This is a genomic window from Hymenobacter ginkgonis, from assembly GCF_009755225.1.
GTDB lineage: Bacteria > Bacteroidota > Bacteroidia > Cytophagales > Hymenobacteraceae > Hymenobacter > Hymenobacter ginkgonis.
This window is the reverse complement of sequence record NZ_WQKZ01000003.1, coordinates 416,758-436,061: the sequence shown is the minus strand read 5'-3', so window position 1 is coordinate 436,061 and position 19,304 is coordinate 416,758. Positions and strand designations below refer to the sequence as shown.

Annotated in this window: 16 protein-coding genes and 1 pseudogene; 6 read left to right on the top strand and 11 right to left on the bottom strand. The window is 59.3% G+C overall.

Annotation, left to right across the window (positions count from 1 at the left end; translation table 11 throughout):
• Positions 1-93 precede the first annotated feature (93 nt).
• Positions 94-957: pseudogene (locus GO988_RS24210) on the top strand (NmrA family NAD(P)-binding protein).
• Positions 958-1,044: 87 nt separating this feature from the next.
• Positions 1,045-1,698 (top strand): leucyl/phenylalanyl-tRNA--protein transferase, encoded by a 654-nt coding sequence (aat, locus tag GO988_RS13300; protein WP_157566208.1) that lies wholly within the window; start codon positions 1,045-1,047, stop codon positions 1,696-1,698.
• Positions 1,699-1,797: 99 nt separating this feature from the next.
• Here the strand turns inward: aat and GO988_RS13295 are convergent, their stop codons facing one another.
• Positions 1,798-2,151 carry a 4Fe-4S binding protein gene (locus GO988_RS13295; RefSeq protein WP_157566206.1) on the bottom strand — a complete coding sequence of 118 codons (354 nt, stop codon included), beginning with the start codon at positions 2,149-2,151 and terminating at the stop codon, positions 1,798-1,800.
• Between the two features lie 133 nt (positions 2,152-2,284).
• On the opposite strand from GO988_RS13295, the gene GO988_RS13290 reads away from it, so the two are divergent.
• On the top strand, positions 2,285-3,301 hold the full coding sequence (locus GO988_RS13290) for an acyl-CoA reductase (RefSeq protein ID WP_157566204.1): 1,017 nt from the start codon (positions 2,285-2,287) through the stop codon (positions 3,299-3,301).
• Between the two features lie 92 nt (positions 3,302-3,393).
• On the top strand, positions 3,394-3,702 hold the full coding sequence (locus tag GO988_RS13285; protein ID WP_157566195.1) for a hypothetical protein: 309 nt from the start codon (positions 3,394-3,396) through the stop codon (positions 3,700-3,702).
• A 188-nt stretch (positions 3,703-3,890) separates the two neighbouring features.
• On the opposite strand, the gene GO988_RS13280 is transcribed toward GO988_RS13285, so the two are convergent.
• The 6 genes from GO988_RS13280 to GO988_RS13255 form a co-directional block, all read right to left on the bottom strand.
• Entirely contained in the window at positions 3,891-4,760 is an 870-nt protein-coding gene (locus tag GO988_RS13280) for a nucleoside phosphorylase (RefSeq protein WP_157566193.1), read from the bottom strand.
• An 87-nt stretch (positions 4,761-4,847) separates the two neighbouring features.
• A complete protein-coding gene (gene trhO, locus GO988_RS13275) occupies positions 4,848-5,789 on the bottom strand; it encodes an oxygen-dependent tRNA uridine(34) hydroxylase TrhO (protein WP_157566180.1) in 942 nt (313 codons plus the stop codon).
• A gap of 95 nt (positions 5,790-5,884) precedes the next feature.
• On the bottom strand, positions 5,885-6,517 hold the full coding sequence (locus tag GO988_RS13270; RefSeq protein WP_157566178.1) for an LbetaH domain-containing protein: 633 nt from the start codon (positions 6,515-6,517) through the stop codon (positions 5,885-5,887).
• Between the two features lie 65 nt (positions 6,518-6,582).
• Positions 6,583-7,899 (bottom strand): hypothetical protein, encoded by a 1,317-nt coding sequence (locus GO988_RS13265; RefSeq protein ID WP_157566176.1) that lies wholly within the window; start codon positions 7,897-7,899, stop codon positions 6,583-6,585.
• Positions 7,896-9,203, bottom strand: a complete 1,308-nt coding sequence (locus tag GO988_RS13260; RefSeq protein WP_157566174.1) for a DUF2851 family protein — start codon at positions 9,201-9,203, stop codon at positions 7,896-7,898. Before GO988_RS13260 ends, GO988_RS13265 begins: the two co-directional genes overlap by 4 nt.
• A 133-nt stretch (positions 9,204-9,336) precedes the next feature.
• On the bottom strand, positions 9,337-9,981 hold the full coding sequence (locus tag GO988_RS13255) for a LolA family protein (protein WP_157566172.1): 645 nt from the start codon (positions 9,979-9,981) through the stop codon (positions 9,337-9,339).
• A 440-nt stretch (positions 9,982-10,421) separates the two neighbouring features.
• Between GO988_RS13255 and GO988_RS13250 the strand changes: the two genes are divergently transcribed.
• A complete protein-coding gene (locus tag GO988_RS13250; protein WP_157566170.1) occupies positions 10,422-11,381 on the top strand; it encodes a glycosyltransferase family 8 protein in 960 nt (319 codons plus the stop codon).
• 120 nt (positions 11,382-11,501) lie between these two features.
• On the opposite strand, the gene GO988_RS13245 is transcribed toward GO988_RS13250, so the two are convergent.
• The 4 genes from GO988_RS13245 to xerD all read right to left on the bottom strand — a co-directional run bounded on the left by GO988_RS13245 (position 11,502) and on the right by xerD (position 18,721).
• Entirely contained in the window at positions 11,502-14,441 is a 2,940-nt protein-coding gene (locus tag GO988_RS13245) for an FtsK/SpoIIIE family DNA translocase (RefSeq protein ID WP_157566168.1), read from the bottom strand.
• 225 nt (positions 14,442-14,666) lie between these two features.
• Positions 14,667-16,391 (bottom strand): DUF6044 family protein, encoded by a 1,725-nt coding sequence (locus GO988_RS13240; RefSeq protein ID WP_157566167.1) that lies wholly within the window; start codon positions 16,389-16,391, stop codon positions 14,667-14,669.
• Positions 16,392-16,501: 110 nt separating this feature from the next.
• The gene (locus GO988_RS13235; RefSeq protein WP_157566165.1) at positions 16,502-17,779 is read right to left on the bottom strand and encodes a tetratricopeptide repeat protein; all 1,278 of its coding nucleotides are present in this window, start codon (positions 17,777-17,779) and stop codon (positions 16,502-16,504) included.
• 42 nt (positions 17,780-17,821) lie between these two features.
• On the bottom strand, positions 17,822-18,721 hold the full coding sequence (gene xerD / locus GO988_RS13230) for a site-specific tyrosine recombinase XerD (protein ID WP_317164865.1): 900 nt from the start codon (positions 18,719-18,721) through the stop codon (positions 17,822-17,824).
• A 92-nt stretch (positions 18,722-18,813) separates the two neighbouring features.
• Here xerD and GO988_RS13225 point away from each other — a divergent pair, with 92 nt between their 5' ends.
• Complete coding sequence (locus GO988_RS13225) at positions 18,814-19,293, top strand: type II 3-dehydroquinate dehydratase (RefSeq protein WP_157566163.1); 480 nt, start codon at positions 18,814-18,816, stop codon at positions 19,291-19,293.
• Positions 19,294-19,304: the final 11 nt, after the last annotated feature.

Here is a 19,304-nt window from a genome sequence, read left to right as displayed (position 1 = left end):
TTGGGTTTTTATCTACTACTGATGCGATTTTGAGGGTAAAACAGGATGATAGCTGATTCGTAAATAGCTTGTCGAATCCATGTTTTTCTGCTCATGCATATCATTTTAGGTGCTACCGGGCACGTTGGTTCAGCCGTTGCCCAAACCTTGCTCGACTGGGGCGAGCCCGTCACAGTAGTCGTGCACGACCCGGCAAAAACGGCCGATTGGCGCCAGCACGGGGCGCAAGTGGCCGTAGCCGATGTAGATGATACCGAAGCATTGCGCCGCGTGTTTCGGCAAGGCCGTCGGCTGTTTCTGCTCAACCCACCGGCTGCGCCGACTACCGATACGGCAGTGGAAGAACGCCGCCGTGTGGCCGCCATCGTGGCGGCACTGGATGGGTAGGGCCTAGAAAAAGTTGTTGCCGAATCTACTTATGGGGCACAACCGGGCGACCGGATAGGCGACCTTGGGGTGCTTTATGAACTAGAGCAAAAGCTGGCTGCGCAGCCTATCCCTGCCAGTGTTATTCGGGCGGCTTATTACATGAGTAATTGGGACTCCGCCTTGCAAACCGCCCTACAGGAAGGCAAAGTCCACACGTTGTACCCCGTAGACTTTAAGCTGCCGATGGTGGCACCCCAGGACCTGGGGCACGTGGCAGCTCGCCTATTGACAGAGCCCGTCGAACGCACAGGGCTACACTATGTCGAGGGCCCAGCGCACTACTCATCGGCCGAAGTGGCCGCCGCATTTGCGACAGCCCTACAGCGGCCCGTAGAAGCAGTAGCCACTCCGCGCGCCCAGTGGCCACAGGCGTTGCAAAAGGCAGGTTTCTCGGAGAAAGCGGCTGAGTCAATGGCAACTATGACAGCTATAACGCTCGATAGCCATGCCCCACAACCCGCATCACCCGAGCGAGGCACCATTTCACTGACGGACTATATCCAGGCATTGGTGCAGAAAAACCACTAGTACCAACTAGTTTGGCGGAGGAACTCGCAAACCATGTGCTGTTAACTAGCTTAGCTGGGTACATCACACGTTGCGCGCAAGTAATTAATGCCCCTCATCTTCCCTACCCCCACCGCCGCGCGCGACGACCTCGACGGCCTACTGCTGCTCGGCGGCCAGCCCACCGTCGAAAACCTGCTGGCGGCGTATGCGCAGGGCATTTTTCCGTGGCCGGTACCGGGGTGGCCGCTGGCCTGGTTTTGCCCGCCGCGGCGCGGCATTTTGCGGCTGGCTAGCCTGCACGTGGGCCGCAGCTTGGCGCGGGCACAGCGGCAGTCGCCGTGGCGCATCAGCTTCGACGAGGCTTTTGGGCAGGTAATGCGGGCGTGCCAAACTCAGCCGCGCCCCGGCCAGGATGGCACCTGGATAACGCCGCAGCTGGTGCGCGGCTACGAGGCGCTGCACGCCGCCGGCCACGCCCACAGCGTGGAAGTTTGGGAAGGCGACGAGCTAGTGGGCGGCCTCTACGGCGTGGCCGTGCGGGGCGTATTTGCGGGCGAAAGCATGTTTCACCACCGGCCCAACGCCTCGAAACTAGCGGTACTGGCGCTGGCTGAGCGTTTGCAAGCACGAGGAAGCACTTTTTTTGACATTCAGCAGCTTACACCACACATGGCAGCGCTGGGCGCCGAAGAGGTGTCGCGGGAAGCGTTTCTGGCGATGTTAGCGGCCGAGCAGGGGGTAAGGCGGCAGCTATTTTAAGAATTAATAAAATAGAACGTCATGCCTCGGCAAACTCGGCATGACGTTCTATTATTAGTGTTCAGTAAAACACAGACTTAAAAAGTCCGCTTTACTGGATTACGCGGCCGTTTTGTGTAGCCACTGCTGCTTCTGGGTCAGGCGTTCGCGGGTTTCGCGATGGTCGGGGTCATCCACGCAGCAATCGACGGGGCACACGGCGGCGCACTGTGGCTCCTCGTGGAAGCCTACGCACTCGGTGCACTTATCAGTTACGATGTAGTAATACTCGTTCGACACTGGCTTTTGAGGGTCAGTACCACCAATATGCTTACCGTCAAGCGTTTCCACTTCCTTCAGCTTGGTGCCATCGGCCCAGCGCCATTGCGCGCCGCCTTCGTAAATGGCCGTGTTGGGGCATTCTGGTTCGCAGGCACCACAGTTGATGCACTCGTCGGTTATCATGATGGCCATTGCCGTCGTCTCCTTTGCTAATGAGTAATTTTGCTAGTCAAGCTGCCCGGCTGTACGTAAAAACGCTGGACCAGGCTGGTTTGAACCCTCAAAAGTACGGCTCATTCCGGCTCTCTCCCACTCCTACCCCCCTATGCTCCACCACGCTTCCCGCCTTGCCGCCTTCGCGGCCCTGGGCCGCCGCCTCGCTGCGCTCACCGAAACCGAGCTCGAAGACCTAGCTGCCCGCGCCCGCAACCGCAACGCATGGTTCGACCTGCCCAACGTGCGTTCGGCCATCACGGGCATTGCCCATCTGCTGGCCGAGCCGCAGCTCAGCCGCTGGGCCGGGCGCTACCCCGCCGAGCCTCCTACCCCCCGCCAGGTAGGGGTAGTGATGGCCGGCAACATTCCGCTCGTGGGCTTCCACGATATGCTGTGCGTGCTGCTCAGCGGCCACACGCTGCTGGCCAAACCCAGCAAGGACGATACCGTGCTCATGCTCTGGATTGCTAAGGAGCTGACTGACATTGAGCCCGCTTTTGCTGAGCGCCTTCAGTTTGTGGAGCGCCTCAATGCGGCCGACGCCTTCATTGCCACCGGCTCGGATAATACGGCCCGCTACTTCGAATTTTATTTCAAAAGCCGGCCCCACCTCATCCGGCGCAACCGCACGAGCCTGGCCATTCTTACGGGCCGCGAAACGCCCGAGGAGTTGGCCAGCTTTGGCGCCGACATCTTCCAATATTACGGCCTGGGCTGCCGCAACGTGAGCAAGCTCTACGTGCCCGAAGGCTACAATTTTGTGCCCCTGCTCGACGCCTTGCAGCCCTGGCAGCACGTGCTCAACCACCACAAATACCAGAACAATTACGACTACAACAAGAGTATTTTGCTGGTGAATGCCGTGCCGCACTTCGATTCGGGCTTCCTGCTTCTGACCGAGCAAACGGCGCTGGTATCGCCCATTTCGGTACTGCACTACAGCACATACCAGCAAGAAATCGACCTGCTCGACCAGCTTACCGACGTGGCGGCCCAAACGCAGTGCCTAGTGTCGGCGGGTGGGCGCTACCCCGGCTCTTTCCCCTTTGGCCGCGCCCAAAGCCCCGATGTGAGCGACTATGCCGACGGCATCGATACAATGGAATTTTTAGCTGCCGAACTGTAAACCGCACTGGCCCGAAATTGGTATTATTCACGCTGCTGCTACTTGCACAGCGCCTATTCCTGCCTCTTCTCTAACCTTCTGCCCACTCGCTAATGTACACGCCAGTAACCGACCAGCCTATCGAAACCATTGAAAAGGAAGCGATTCCTACCTTGCAGTTTGCCCACGACGACGTGCTGGCCCACGACCAACCCGCCCGCGACCGCCGCCGCAACGATGCCGAACGCGCCTGCCGCCTCGGCAACGCTTACCACGGCAAGCTAGATATCTTTTTTCAAAACGCGGAAGGCAAAATCCTCCGCGTGCAAACCGCCGTTTGGGGCTCCCACCAAGAGTATCTCACCCTCAAATCGGGCATTATGCTACCCCTGCGCGCCGTGCTAGGGTTCGACTTCTACTAGACCACGGATTAGCGAGGATTTTAGCGGCTTTCCCGCATGCTGTAGGCGGCGCTACGTAGCGTTAATCTAGCAAGCCGTAACAGCAAGGGCTACCCAAATGGGTAGCCCTTGCTGTTGCTGATGGTCGAACCTTCGCGCCGCCTACAACATGCGGGAAAGCCGCTAAAATCCCTCGTTAATTCGCAGTCTTAGAGGAGGGCTAGCGTGCGGGCAATCAGGCGGTCAACGATGTCGCCAGCGTCTTTGGCAAACTCGCCCGTGGCACGATTAGCCACAATGGCATTGAGGCTCAGCACCTCGTGGCCCAGCAGCTGGCCCAAGGCGTAGTAGCCAGCGGTTTCCATCTCGAAATTACTGAGGCGAAAATCACCCTCGGGGCTTTGGTGCCGGAAGCTTTGCAGGCGCTGCATGTAGTCGGGCTGGCGCAGGTCGAGGCGCAGTACGCGGCCCTGCGGACCGTAAAAACCGGGGCAGGTAACAGTATTTCCGATGAGTAGGTCGCTGGCCAATTGCTCGCGCAGGATGTCGGAGCCGCGCACTACGTAGGGGGCAAATGGCAGGCCCAGCGTCTGCTGCAAATCCTGGGCTACCTGCGTTTCCAAGCCAGTTTCCATGAGCGGATAAAACTGCATCAGCGAGTCGAGGCCCACGGCGTGCTGGGTGGCCAGCAGCGAGCCTACCGGCACATCGGCCTGGAGGCTGCCGCTGGTGCCCAGCCGAATAATACGCAGGCTGAGGCGCTCGGCCACGGGCCGCACAGTGCGCGACAAGAAGTCGATGTTTACCAGCGCATCGAGCTCATTCAGCACAATATCAATGTTATCGGTGCCCATACCAGTGCTTAGCACGGTCAGGCGCTTACCCCGGTAATAGCCCACGTGCGTCACAAACTCGCGGTGCGTACCCTCAAATTCTATCGAGTCGAAGTGCCGGCTTACCTGGGCCACCCGCGCCGGGTCGCCCACGGTGAGGATGGTATCCGAGATGTGGTCGGGCAGCAAATGGAGGTGGTAAATGCTGCCGTCGGCATTGAGGATGAGTTCGGATTCGGGAATCATAGCGGGGTGGCAAGCAGTGGCTCACCAGAAAAATGGCAGACGAAAAAATGGCTTAAGCCCTGAACAACCGGCAAGCGAAAGCTTCCCTCACGCCCGGTACGAAGCCAGGCCCTGCGCAGGGGTATAGTGGTTGCTGAGCTTGGGGTAAGTGCCGGTGCCATCGTAGGGGCGCTTGTCGGGGTGCTCGGCACAGGCCTCGGAGCAGGCGCCTTCGAGCAGGCTGCCGCAGCTTTCGCACAGGGGTAGGTGCGCGTTGCAGTGCGGATTGGCGCAGTTGATGAGCCGCGCGGAAGGCTGCTGGCAATGGTGGCAGCGCGAAATCACCGTCGGGTTCACGCTGTTTACGTCCACGGCTACGCGGTTATCAAACACATAGCATTGGCCATCAAAGTCTTCGCCGCCGGCCTCTATCCCGTACTTAATAATGCCGCCGTGCAGCTGGTACACATTTTCGAAACCCTGCTCTAGCAGAAAAGCAGTGGCTTTTTCGCACTTGACACCGCCGGTGCAGTAAGTCAGAATTTTCTTATCCTGAAATTCGCGCAAGCGCTCGACACGCTCGGGGAAGTCGCGAAAATTCTCGATGTCCAGCGTCACGGCGTTTTTGAAGCGGCCGAGGTTGTACTCATAATCGGAGCGCACATCGACTACCACCACATCGTCGCGGTCTTTCAAAGCCTTAAATTCTAGCGGGCTTAGGTGCTGACCGGTTTTTTCGTGCGGCCGTACGTGGTGCAGGCTGCTGTGCACGATTTCTGACTTCACGCGCACGTGCAGCTTCTGAAAGGTGTGCGCCGGCACCTCATCCACCTTGAATTCGAGGGCAGCAAAGCGCGGGTCGGCCTGCACGGCGGCCATGTAGGCAGCGCAGTTTTCGCGCGTGCCCGACACAGTGCCGTTCAGCCCCTCGGCGGCCACGATAATGCGGCCGCGCAAATCCAAGTCGAGGCACAGCCGGTGGTGCTCCTCGCGAAACTGCTCGGGGCTGGCCAGCGGGGTATAGCAGTAGTAAAGAAGGACTTGATACATGATTAATGGTTAATTATCGGTGGTTAATAAGTAAGGGACAGTTACCTGTGCTGAACAACATTACCTCTTAAATATTAACCACCAATCATTAAAAATTACACTTTTACCGCCGGGTTGCCAAAAACGGTTTGGCCAGCGGGCACGTCGGCTACAACTACCGAGCCAGCGCCCACGCGGGCTTTGTCGCCCACTTTCACACCGGCTACGAGTACCGCACCGGCCCCAACGAAAGCCCCTGCGCCCACACTAGCCCCTACCCCCACCTGCGCGCCGCTGCCCACTTGGGCATAGTCGCCCACCGTGGCCCGGCCTTCAATAACGGTGTTGGGGCCTATTAAAATACCTTCGCCGAGCTTGGCCGTGGCGGCTACCACCGCGTTGGGGCCCACGTAGTTGCCGTGGCCCAACTCAGCGTGCGTCGACACACTGGCGCGCTGGTGAATGCAGTTGACGGGTACCACTTGGTACTCATCATGCAGCATTTTGGTGAGGCTGCGGCGGCTGGCGGCGTCTTCGGTAGCTACAAAAACTTCGCACTTCTTGCCGAGCAGCTTCAGCAGCTCGCCATCGTCGGTGTTGCCCATCACGGGCACGTCGAGCAGTTCGGTGCTGTGCAGTTTGGGGTCGTCGTCGAGGATGCAGTAGACCACCACATCGTTGGATAAAAAGGCATCCAGGGCGGCCGTGCCCACAGCCTGAGCGCCGAGAATAATAACAGGGTTTTCCATAAGCAAGCAAAGGTACGACGGGGAAGAATGAGGAATTTGGAATTAAGAGCGCAAGACGTAGCCTTTCAAAAACCTCTTTTCCTTTCCGCTAGCTTCTTCATTAACCAGTGGGCGTAATTGTTTTGCAGCAGCAGCAGCAATAGCCACGGCAACAACGCCGCGCGGTAGCGATGCATAGTGCCCAAATTGGGCGTGCTGAGGCCAATAAAAGACGCAGTAAGCAGAAAATAAGCCATCAGCAGCAGCACCAGCACCACCGGCAGGTGGCCCGGCCGGCCCCGCACCACGGCCACCACCGCCAGCCCTAGCAGCCCTAGCAGCCCCAGGTTTTCGAGCCCTACCCCGATGTAGAACAGCGAGCGCGACTCGCCGACCCAGGGCCGCGTGAGCACCTGCGCTACCGCCAGCGGCGCGTGCGCCAGCAGGCTGGGCCCCGTGGGAGCCAGGCCCGGGTAGTCGAGGTGGGGCCGCCCAACCGAAGCCGCGCTGCCGAAAGTATACTGCTCGTATAGTTGCTCTTTATAAAACTTGGTTTCGTTGGGAAACAAGCGTATTACTAGCCCGCTGCCTACCCCTGCTACCAAGAGCAAGGCGATAATTTGCCGGCGACTACTAGTCGCGCCGAGCCACCCACGCTGCGTAGCCCCGCGCAGCCCCGCCAAGACTGCCAGCACACCCAGCAAGGGCAAGGCAAAGAAGAAGCGCATGCGGTAGGCCAGCCAAGCTAACAGCAGGCTCAGGAGTAGGTATGCCAGCCGGTTTAACCAGGTTTTGGCGCCGGTAGCAGCGGGCGGGCAATAGAGCAGGCGCAGCACCAAGGCTACGAGGGCCGTTTCGCAGCCAACGAGCATGGTTTCCTTGCCGAGGCCAGCCGTCCACCACACCACAGAGGGCCACAGCAGCAGGGCTACTACGGCGGCGGCTGGCGGTGTAGCCGGAAATACCTGGGCCCAGGTGCGCGCCAGCAGCCAGCAGCCTATAAAACAAAATAGACTCAGGTATAGCGCATTAAGAAAGACAATTCCTAACGAGGCAAAGTTGAGAATACCTAGGATTTTGATAAAAAACAAGGTATTCGACAGGTCGTACTTGGAGAGCACCTGCCCACTGCCAGACCGTATTTGCTGGCCTTGCCAGAGCACCCAGGCGCTAGCCGGATGGGCCCAGGCGTCCACCGCTAAGCCTTTGCTCCAGAAGACCATAAAGTTGGCGTCGGGGCTCGGCCGGCTGCCCACAATTGCCGTGAGCAGCAGCCGCCAGCCCAGCGCGGGCAATAGCCAGCGCCGCAGGCTTGGTGCCGCCCGGCGGTGCTCGCGCCGGAGCCACCACACCAGCCCCAGCGCCAGCAACATATTCAGCAGCAAGGCAACTATCAGCCTCATGGCCTACCCCCCTTGTTGCCCCCCACCAGCCGCGCCCCAATGGCGCAGTGCAGGCAGCGCCGGGGCGCGCAGTAGCCTTTGTGCAGAGCCAGCAATCCTTGCGAATCGGCCGCCGTGCGGTGCTCAAATCCCAGGTCTTGATAAACGTCGGTGTATTGGTTGTGCTCAGCGGGTAGTTCGCCAAGCAAGGCCACACTGCTCTCGACCAGCGCCGGCTCGCCCACGTGGCGAGCATAGGCCACGCGCAGCGGCACTACTACGTTGGTAATGAGCAAGTCAATACTGCTTTTGCCCAAAGCTGGCACCTTGCCGAGCCGGCCGGGCCGAAAGTGCGTGCGCCAGTAGTCGGGGGCAGTCGCGCCGGCAAAGAATTCGGTGAGGGCCGCCACGTTTTGGGCCGTTAGCAGGGCATTGAACAGCGACGGGCGGCGGTGCAGTAGCCCCACCAACTGCCCCAGCCGCACCGCCGGAAAGTTGGCAGGTCGAAGCCGTAGATAATTCCACTCGTGGGCGGCCAGGGCAGCAGCGCCCAGCCCGTACTTGTGCTGCAAAAACTCGTGCTCCTGCCGCCGGTCGCGGAGGTAGTCGTCGGCGGTCGTTTCCTCATTTTCCACCAGCATACCCGCTTGGCCAAATAGCAGCGCCTCGAGTTGGCGCTGGTCGTGGCGGTGGCGGCGCACCACAGATAGCGGCACGGCCTTGGCGAGGCGCGCCAATGGCTCGCTGTTTTTTTGAAAGCCAAACGCCGCGGCCAAGGCATTGTAAGCAGTAGCTTCCCAGTCTTGGCCGAGGTGGCGATGCAGCTCGGCCAAGGCATCAGCTTTGTACTCTACGCGCTCCAGCAGCACCCGCTCGGTCATCAGGATGCGCACTAGCTGCGGCACCTGGCTCAGCAGCGGAGCGCAGGGTAGGGCGGCCGCGGGCGGCGCTTGCATCAGCGCCTCGTAGCGGCCCAGCAGGTCGGGGGCCAGGCGCGCCGCCAGGGGTAGGGCCGCAATTAGGCTGCCGTTGGTGCGGTGCACCTCGGCGTCGTGCTGGTACACCACGTGCAGTACCACCTGGTCATATTTAGCATCGACTTGGTGCTGGTGCCGCTGCCAGTCGGAGGCGCGCAGGTGAATTTCTACGGCCCCGTTCCACTCTACTTCGCCTAGGCGCAGCCGGGCATTCAGAAAATCAGGGCCCGCATCCGCGTTGCGCTGGCCGGGGCGCAACACCTGAATTTCTTCGCCACCCGTGGTTCGTAGGTCAGCTTTGTCGAAGTACTGATGCTGCCAGACGTAGTGGAGAAAATCTTCACGCATGGCAACAAATGTAAAAGTGAATACGCCAGGATAAAAAGAATGTCAGGTTGCGCTAGCGGCTGCTTACCAAAGCAGCCGCTAGCGCAACCTGACATTCTTTTGCATTCTACTTTTCGAATACGTGCTGGTTTTTTTACCGCAGGTCTACCACCTTCACACCGGGGTGCTGGGCTTTATCGAAAGCAAACGAAGTAGCCGTTACGGGCACGTTGGCTTTGAAGTTCTTGAGCGTGAAGGTGGTACGCGTTCCGTTTTTCTTGAAAGTTTTCACACTGTGGATGGCTTTATCGGCCGTGCCCACCACAATCTGCACTTTGAAAACGTCATTCTTCCGGTCTTCCGGCGACAATTCGATAAGGTCGGAGGCTACCCCCGCGTCCTTCAGCGACTTCACATAGGTATACTTATAGCCCTTTTTATACATTGTATACATCTGGGCTGGCGACATGTCCTGGTTAGTCGGGTCAGACTCGGAGATGTTTACCTCGTTCTCGTTTTTGAGGTAGGTCCAAGTGGTTTTGCCATCGTTGATGACTTCTTGGCCACTGGCTTTGAGGTGGTATTTCTGGCCGCTTACCGTCACATCGCCGGTGATATTTTGCTTAAGCTTGGCAGCGGGGTTTTCCAGCGTTTGCGTAAAGCTTGCTTGAAACGACTTGAGTGCCGTGTATTTAGCGCTTACCGCGTCGAGGATTTTGCCGGCTTTAGGGTCTTGCTGGGCAGCGGCGGGTAGGGCCAACGTGGCGGCCAGCGCCAACAGAGAAAAATGCTTGGTCATGGGGGTGTAGAAAACCCGGCTGGTTGGGGCCGGGTGGACTTGATACGCAAAAGTCTATGCAAAAGGTCGGCCAAAGTCATGGCGTCTGGGCCAGGTACAGGCTTCAATTGCCCACTACCTCGGCCCGTGCAACTAGAGGTAGCCCGCATCGAGCTGAGCCTAGTGGCTTTTTTAGTTTGTCGGGCAACCCCAGATTTACTATTCTTTTTTATGCCAGCTTATCGCTTGTATTTAAGCTGCACAATAAACCTTACCTATTCTTAGAATCATTTACCAATACTGGAAGGGCTATTACTAAACAATAAAAAAACTCCACTATTAACCAATCCAACCTTATCTCATTTAGTTATTTTTTCATTAAAACTTCATATCAACTAAGAATGATTTCCTATATTTAAAATGTAAAACTGGTTTCCCACTCCTTTATAAGCGCAGCAGCTATGCATCATACGGATTCCACTACCAAGCATTTAGCTGCAGCGTTCGACCATAATTACCTAACCCCCTTTTATGTATTATTAACTTCAATCTTTGCGAATAACAGCGGAGTTAATTTTCATATTCACGCTATTGCCAGCGGCGTAAGCACGCAGGATAGGGAAGAGATACAAAGGTTTGTTAAGCAGCATGGTGCTGCAATCTCCTTTTATGTCCTAAACCCCGAGGCAGTAGCCGGGCTTGTTCTTCCCAAGCACCTTTACTTTACCGAAGCTGCTTATTACCGCTTGTTCTTTCCCGCCCTAGTGCCTGATTCGGTGGAGAAGCTCCTGTATTTAGACACTGATATCGTGGTAGTAGGTAGTCTGGCAGCCTTATACGACACCCCGCTGCATGGCTATCCGGTGGGCGCCGTTGCAGAGGTAAGGGCTACTAAGAATCGCCCAGACTTAGGCATTTACGAGATAGGAACCTATTTCAATTCCGGTGTCATGCTACTCAATATTCCAGAGTGGAGAAGACAACGCATCACCGAGAAAGCGCTTCAGTTTATTCGCGATTTTCCGGAGAAAATAATTTGGGTAGACCAAGACGCACTTAACGTAGTCTTAGCAAATAACTACGTTAAATTAGATGAGCGCCACAATGTAATTCCCTTTGACATTCCTAGGTATTTGCTCAGGGCACAACATCAACAGTTTCTCCAAGATAAGACCTTGATACATTATACGCTAAAGCAACATAAACCGTGGCTGATAACTTGCCAGAATAAATTTAGGTATTTATACCATCAGTATTTAGCACAATCACCGCGGTCCCACGAGAAGGGGTATAAGAATACTCAGCTTACGCTGCATACTGTTAAAACCCTTATATGGGTAAGGACTTTTGAATTCCTCTTAACTATCCCGAAGATGGACAGTATTCTTACCCTGTTACTAGGTAAGGGAAAGGGTGTATAGCTAGCAGTTGCTAAGGGGTAGATGAGGGGTATTACAGTTCCGCCTGCCGAAGATGCTATTGGGCAGCATCCTCGGCAGGCGGTGGCGTGGGGCCAGTTTGTGCTGGCTTTACCTAGCAGGTTACTTTGGCAGCGTGGCGAGCAGTTGCTCAAGCTGGTACTCATCGGGGATGAGCACGGCGCGGGCTTTGCTGCCTTCGAAGGGGCCTACTACCCCCGCCCGCTCTAGCTGGTCGACGAGGCGGCCGGCGCGGTTGTAGCCGAGCTTGAGCTTGCGCTGAATGAGGGAGGTAGAGCCCTGCTGGTGCAGCACAATGCAGCGTGCTGCCTCCTCAAACATCGAATCGCGCTCGCCTTCGTCAAAGTCTTCGCTGCTCACGTCGCCTTCGGCACCCGCTACTTCGGGCAGCAAGTAGGCGTCGGGGTAGCCCTGCTGCTCGCCGATGTAGTCGCAGAGGCGGTCTACCTCGGGCGTGTCGATGAAGGCGCACTGTACCCGAATCAGATCCGAGCCGGCCGAGAACAGCATGTCGCCCTGGCCAATAAGCTGGTCGGCGCCGCCCGTGTCCAAAATGGTGCGCGAGTCAATTTTGCTGGTCACTTTAAAGGAAATCCGGCACGGAAAGTTGGCCTTAATGATACCCGTTATCACGTTCACCGAGGGGCGCTGAGTAGCCACAATAAGGTGAATACCAATGGCGCGGGCCAGCTGCGCGAGGCGCGCAATGGGCGTTTCCACTTCCTTGCCGGCCGTCATCATCAAGTCGGCCAACTCGTCGATTACCAGCACAATGAAGGGTAGGAAGCGGTGGCCCTTCTTGGGGTTTAGCCGCCGCTCCACGAACTTGAGGTTGTACTCCTTGAGGTTGCGGCACCCGGCTTCCTTCAGCAAGTCGTAGCGCCGGTCCATCTCCATGCACAGCGAGTTAAGGGTGTTCACCACCTTTTTAGTGTCGGTGATGATGGCCTCCTCCGTGTCGGGCAATTTGGCCAGGAAGTGGCGCTCAATCTTGTTGAAGATGCTGAGTTCTACCTTTTTAGGGTCCACAAGCACAAACTTGAGCTGGGCTGGGTGGCGCTTGTAGAGCAGCGAGGCCAGTATCACGTTCAGGCCCACCGACTTGCCCTGGCCGGTGGCACCGGCCATCAGCAAGTGCGGCATTTTGGCCAGGTCGGCTACAAATACTTCGTTGGTAATGGTGCGGCCGAAGGCAACGGGCAAGTCCATTTCGGAGCGGGCAAACTTTTCCGACCCCAGTACCGAGCGGATGCTCACCATTTCCTTCTTCGTATTTGGCACCTCGATACCAATGGTGCCTTTGCCCGGAATGGGCGCGATGATGCGAATACCTAATGCCGCGAGGCTCAAGGCGATGTCATCTTCCAGGCTCTTGATTTTGGAGATGCGAATGCCTGCTTCGGGCACAATCTCATAGAGCGTAACCGTGGGCCCGATGGTGGCCTTGATGCTGGCAATGGCGATGTTGTAGTGCCCCAGCGTCTCCACAATGCGGTCCTTGTTGGCTTCGAGTTCCTCCTTGGTTACTTGCGCTTTCGCCACGCCGTAGTCATTGAGGAGCTCCAGCGTCGGGAACTGGTAGCGCGACAAATCCAGCGTCGGATCGTAGTTGACGTCGGGCATCACGTCGGCGTCCTCGTCCTCATCGGCCACGGCCGCGATGTCGGCCCCAGCGCTAGGGTCGAGGTCGTCGCGATTAGGCACCGTAATTTCCAAAGGCTTGATAGGCGCAATTTCGAGCTTGGTAGGCAGCACCAACGGGCCATCGGCTAGGTCGGCCAGCGAGAGGGGGGTAGGGATGCTGGCCGCCACTGGCGCCACTACTTCGGGCTCCGTTTCGGGCAGCTCGAACGAGAAAGTAGGCCCGGCCGGCACCGCCGCTACTACCGCTAGCGGCACCGCTGCGGCAGCCGTAACGGCCGTAGCCACCGGCAGGCTTGCCACTGCACCACCCAAAAAGGGCGCTGGCTCGATTTCTACTTCGGGCTCGGGCTCGGCCGGCTGCGTCACTTCTAGGCTGGTAGTGAGCGGCACCGGCGCCTTAAGGGTGCTGGCGCGGGGCGCGGGTTCAAACTCGGGCTCGCGGGCAGGCTCCGGCTCCGCTTCGGGCTCGGGCTCAGCGGCGCGAGGGGGGGTAGGCTTAGCAGGGCGTGGGGCAGCCACCGCCACCGGGGCGGCAGCAAGGGTTTCTTCCTCCGCCTCATCTTCGTCGCTTTCGCCCAGGCCTAGGTTGAGGCTGGTGACGTTGAAGAAGAACACCACGAACATTATCAGGCCAAAAGCCAGCAGCAATACCGTGCCCCACCCGATGAGCGAGCTCAGCCACAGCGCTAGCTCGTAGCCGGCACTGCCGCTTAGCCAGTCGAGGCGATGGGCCTGGGCGGGGTCGGTACCGGGCTGGGCCAGCTGCACCACCACGTAGCCAAGCAACACACTGGTCCAGAGCATAGTAAACAGCGCCAGCGCCAGCACATAGCTCACCGAGCCGGCGGCCCGCCGAAACACGATTTTATACCCCAGAAAGAAGATAATCGGAATGAGCGCGTAGGCCGACAGGCCAAAGCCCCGGTAAATGAGCTTTTCGGCCAGCCAGGCCCCGAGCAGGCCCAGCCAGTTACCCGACTCTTGCCCGGCTTCCTTCACGGGCAGGGTGCCCAGGGCGGCCACTACGCTTTGGTCGGCGCGCCCGCTGAGCAGGAACGATGTGAAGGCAATGGTGAGGTAGAGCGAGCCCAGCAGCAGCCCAAACCCCAGCAGCAAATGAAAGCGGCGGTCTTTGAGAATGGCTACAAGCTGCGCCACCCCGGGCAATGGGCCGCGTGGTGGGCGGGGGCCGGCCGGCCGGGCCGGTGCGGCCGCAGCCTTGGCCCGGGTGGGCGCGGCCGCTGCGGGGCGGGCGGGAGCCGCTGCCCCCGCCGCCGGGGCGGCCGAGCGCGGTGTATTGCCCCGCACGGGTGGCCGGGCAGGACTGGGTTCGGGCGGGGCCGGCCGATTGGTGGCAGCCGGGCCACTCGCTGGATTTTTATAGTTATTGGAGGCCATGCGCGGGCAAGCAGAAAGGTCAAATCTACGCCAGCGGGCGCGGTTTAGGGCAGGGTAGGCGGCAAGGCGCAAGCCCTAGCCACGAGGAGCTGCGGGCATTTTTGGCAGGTATGCCGGGTGTTTCGCCGCAGATAGCGGTGCGCGGGGCCCCTACCCCACCGGGCTGGTCGCTGGTGGGTGGTTTAGTACCTCAAGTTAAGGAAAATACGCGGCAGTAGCCGGGGCTTACTTAGGTGCCACTGCTTCGTAGAGGTGCAGCTGCCAGTAGGCCTGCGAGTCGCTGAATACACTAAGTAGCTGCAAGCCGCTTTCTTCGGGGTGCGCCAGCTGCACCGCCGAGAGCACGTAGCGTCCGCCCAGCCGCCGAAACGCGGCCGCATCGAAGGCAAAGTGCTGCACCGTGCGCGGTGGCTGCTGGCCAATGAGGTAGTTGCGCCCCAGCTCGGCCGACATCAGGTAGCAGCGGTTGCCCCAGGCATCGAAGTAGGTGGCCAGGGCTGGGCTTTTGGCCAGTTCGCCGGCAATGAGCGGGCGAAAGGCGTGTTTGTAGGGCAGCGGGTAGCTATTCTGATTGCTGTCGAGGGTATAAAAATCGTTGAGCTGCGCCACGGCGGGCGGCAGCCCCAGGCTCGCCACGCGGTAGGCGGGCGGCAGTTGGCCCGTGCGCTGGTAAATGGCCGCCTTCACTTGGCCAAACAGCCCGGGCGCGGTAAACGCCGCGTAGCTGGGCGCATTGGCTTTCGGCACTCCGGCCAAGATGCGCAGGTTGGCCACGTACTCCGCGTTGAGCGGCAGCGCCACCACAAATTGCAGCCCCACCAGCGCATAGGCCAGCCGCCAGGCGCCTGGCGTGGCCGGCAGCTCGCGCAGGGCCAGTACTAATACCATAAACCAAGTCAGCGACATCAGGAAGTGGAAGCGGTTGAGGGTGAAGGCGTGCAGCAGCGGCAACTGCTTTTGGTAGAGCATAGCCAACTGCGGCGCAAACCCACAAAAGAGCGATACCCCCGCCAGCCCCGCCAGCACCAGCCCCACCCGGCGGCGCAGCAGCTGCCGGCGCGCTGGGGCCAGTTGCCGCAGCACCAAGGCCACCGCCAGTAGCACTACCCCTCTAAAAAATGGGCTAGCGTGGTATTGCCCCAGCCAGAAAAACCGGAGCGCTTCCTTTAGCCCTACCCCCACCCCGTGCGGCAAGAGGCGCACAAAATCAAACTCTTCGCGGTGCGATACAAACTGCTTGGCCACCAGCAGCGAGTAAAACAACGGCCATTCTACTACCACGTACAAGGCCAGCAGCAGCGCTAGGCCCGCCGCGCCACGCACGGTGCGGCCCACCGCGGCCCTACCCCCCTGCACTAGGTCGAAGGCCAGCAAACTGCCCCATACCACGGCGATAAACGGCCCCACGTACACAAAAATCGACCACAGCGGAAACGCCGCGCACACTAGCCAGTCGTGCCAGCGGCCGGGGCCGCGGCGTAGGTTTAGGGCGGCGCGCAGCAGCGCCGGCTGCCCCAGCACCGTGAGGCCGTAGATGCTGTAAAGCGGCAGCGTGGCCCAGGCCAGCGCCACGGCCGCCGCCAGCCCGCGCTGCTCGGGGCGAGCTAGGCCGTAGCGGCGCAGCAGCCAGTACATGGCCAGCAGCCCTACCCCCCGCACCAGCACCTGGTGCACCAAGTAGGCGGCCAGCGGGTCGTGCACTACGCTAAAAAGCAGCACCGTTACGCTCAGGCCGGGGCGCAGGGCGTTGCGCGGAATGCCGTTCATCACCTGGGGCAGCACCACCTCGGCGCCGTAGGCAAAGGCCAGGTGCAGCTTGGTGAGCAAATACACGAGGCTGATTTCGGTATCGAGGTTGTCGTGGATGAGCACGTAGCCGTGGCGGCCCAGCAGCAGCACCGGCACAAGAAAAATCAGGAGCCCGAGCAGGGCGAGGCGAAGCGGTTTCAACGAAGCAGTAAAACGTGGGCACCGCAAAGTAAACGGCTGCTTGCTGGGCGCGGCCAGGGCACGGCTTTCACTGGGCCGAGGTCATAAACCCCACAAATAGCGCCGGCACCCTACTGCGGGTGCGTGCGCAGCCAGGTGCGCGCTTCCTTGTACTCCGCCTCGCCGCTGTCGCTTTGCTCCAGCACGGCGCTATAGTAGCGGCGGGCCGTGGGGGCATCGCGCTCGTTCACGGCCAGGCGGGCTAGCCGCGTTTCGGCAAAAATATAGTAGCCCCGTTTGGTCATGCCGGCCTGCTCGGAGTACACCACGCAGCGCTGATAGTAGTCTTTGGCCTTGGCTGGGTCGTGGTAGCGCTGCTCCATCAAATACCCCAGCATGTAGGCCGCCGCCCGGCCGATGTACGCCTCGTAGCCCACCTGGCCTACCCCATACTTTTGGAGTACCGAGCGGCAGGCTTGTTCCGTTTCTTTCAGCCTTCCCTGCCGAAAACACAGCTTGGCGTATTCCAATTCAAAATAAGAATTATCCGGGAAATCTGCATTCAGCTGGCGCGTCAGTTCAAAGGCCGCTTCGGCCTGGTTTTCGCGGGCGCTACTGAGAATATTTACCAAAAAGAACTTCGCCTCCGTACCCGTATAAAAGGCGGTTTGGCTGACTTCGCGCAGCTGCGCGAGGCCGCGCTCGCGGCTGCCCTTCGGGAAGAAAAACAGGATGGGGCGCAGCCACGTGTACTCAGCCCCTATCCACACCGAATAATAGTTAAAGAGTCCCTGCCCAAACAAAAATTCTGAACTTAGCCCATTGGCTTCCTGGCTCTTCTGCAAGAAATTAAGGGCTCGGCGGCTGGCCACCGTAGCCTTGCGCCAATCGTGGCGCTCAGCATGCAAGCGAGCCTGCATGCCATAGGCCCCGGCCAGAAAAAAACAGGCCTCGTAGTTGTGCTCATCGGCCTTGTAAAGCGCGGCCGCCTTGGTAATGGCCGTGTCAGTATAAGCCAGAAACACTTTGTCGTACCGGTTGTCGGCCACGTTGTTAGGCATCATCTTCCACCACGTGCTCAGGCTCAGCAGGAAGTAAGCCATGGGGTGCTGCGGGTAGCGGCGGCGCAGCGAGCGAAACTGTTTATCGGCCTTGTTGAACTTGAAATCGTAGAGGTTGTGCACCGCGCCGCTAAGCTCCTCCTCAATATCCTTATCCAGCAGTAGCCAGCCCGAAATGTCCACCGTTTGGGGCGCCACCTGTATGCTGTCGAGGGCAATTTCGCGCAGGGGGGGTAGGGCCGGCATTGGGTCGGCGGGCGTGTGCTGCCCCAGGGCGGGGCCGCTTAGCAGCCCCACCAGCAGGCCAGCAATTACCCACCAACGCTGGAAGTTATGCGCGCATTTCATGCCAAACGAAAATTATACTTTTCCGCTAAGGTACGCGAAATATTAGCTGCGCGGATGAAACTCCGTTATTACCTGGCGCAAGTAGTCGCGGTCGAGGTGCGTATATATCTCGGTGGTCGTGATGGAGATATGGCCCAGCATCTCCTGCACGGCCCGCAAATCGGCCCCGCCCTCTAGCAGGTGGGTAGCAAAGGAGTGCCGCAAAGTGTGCGGGCTGATGGTTTGGCGCAGGCCGGCCAGTTCGGCCAGCTTCTTGATGGTGGTGAACACCGTGATGCGCGAAAGCTGCCGCCCGCGGTGGCTCAAAAACACGATATCCTCGGCGCCGGGCTGCACCACTTGGTGTTGGCGCACGCCACCTAAATAGAAGTGAATGTGCTTGATGGCCTCGCGCCCGATGGGCACCAGCCGCTCCTTATTGCCCTTGCCCAGCACCCGCATAAACCCCTGCTCGAAGTAGAGGTTCGACAGTTTCAAATCGCACAACTCGCTCACGCGCAGGCCCGACGAGTACAGCACCTCTAGCAGGGCGCGGCTGCGCAGGCCTTCGTTGGTGCTCAGGTCGATGGCAGCGAGCAGGCGTTCCACATCGGGGTAAGACAGCGTATCGGGCAGGTGGCGGCCGGCCTTGGGCGATTCCAGCGTGTCGGTGGGGTCGATTTTGAGCAGGTCTTCCATGATGAGAAACTCGTAGAACGCCTTGATGCCCGAGAGTGTGCGCGCCTGCGACGTACTCGACAGCCCTAATCCGCCGAGCGTGGCCAAGAAGTCGCGCAGCAGCCGCGTGGTTACTTGCATAGGGCTGGCCTTCAGGCTTTCGAGCTCCAGCCACTGGTGCAGCTTGCGCACGTCGCGCACGTAGGCCTCTACCGAGTTGGGCGAGAGCGACTTTTCGAGACGGAGATACCCATCAAATTGCTTAATTGCTTGCGACCAGGTCACTTTTCGGAAGGGAATAGGAATGGACAAAGAACGTCATGCTTCGACAAGCTCAGCATGACGTTCTTTGTTAAAAACCTTTTATAGCTCCCACTTTGAACATCCTTATTCTCAACGGCCCTAACCTCAACTTGCTGGGCCGCCGCGAACCGCACATCTACGGGCACCGCTCATTCGACGATTTTTTGCCTGAGCTGCAAACCACGTTTCCTGACCTCGTACTCACCTCCTTCCAGAGCAACCACGAGGGCGCGCTGCTCGACCGCCTGCACGCGGCCGCCGGCTGGGGCGAGGCCGGCTCGGAGGGCGCCAGCCAGGGCGTGGTGCTAAACGCGGGCGGCTTTACGCACACCAGCGTGGCCTTAGGCGATGCCGTGGCGGCCGTGGCCGGGGCGGGCCTGCCCGTCATCGAAGTGCACCTGAGCAACCTAGCGGGGCGCGAAGACTTTCGACACGTCAGCTACATCGGCAAGCACTGCGTGGGCAGCATTGCGGGCTTTGGACTCGAAAGCTACCGGCTGGCGCTGCATTATTTGTTAGGCCAGCGGCCCAAGCCGGTGGGCTTCCGGCGCTAAAGGGGGGTAGG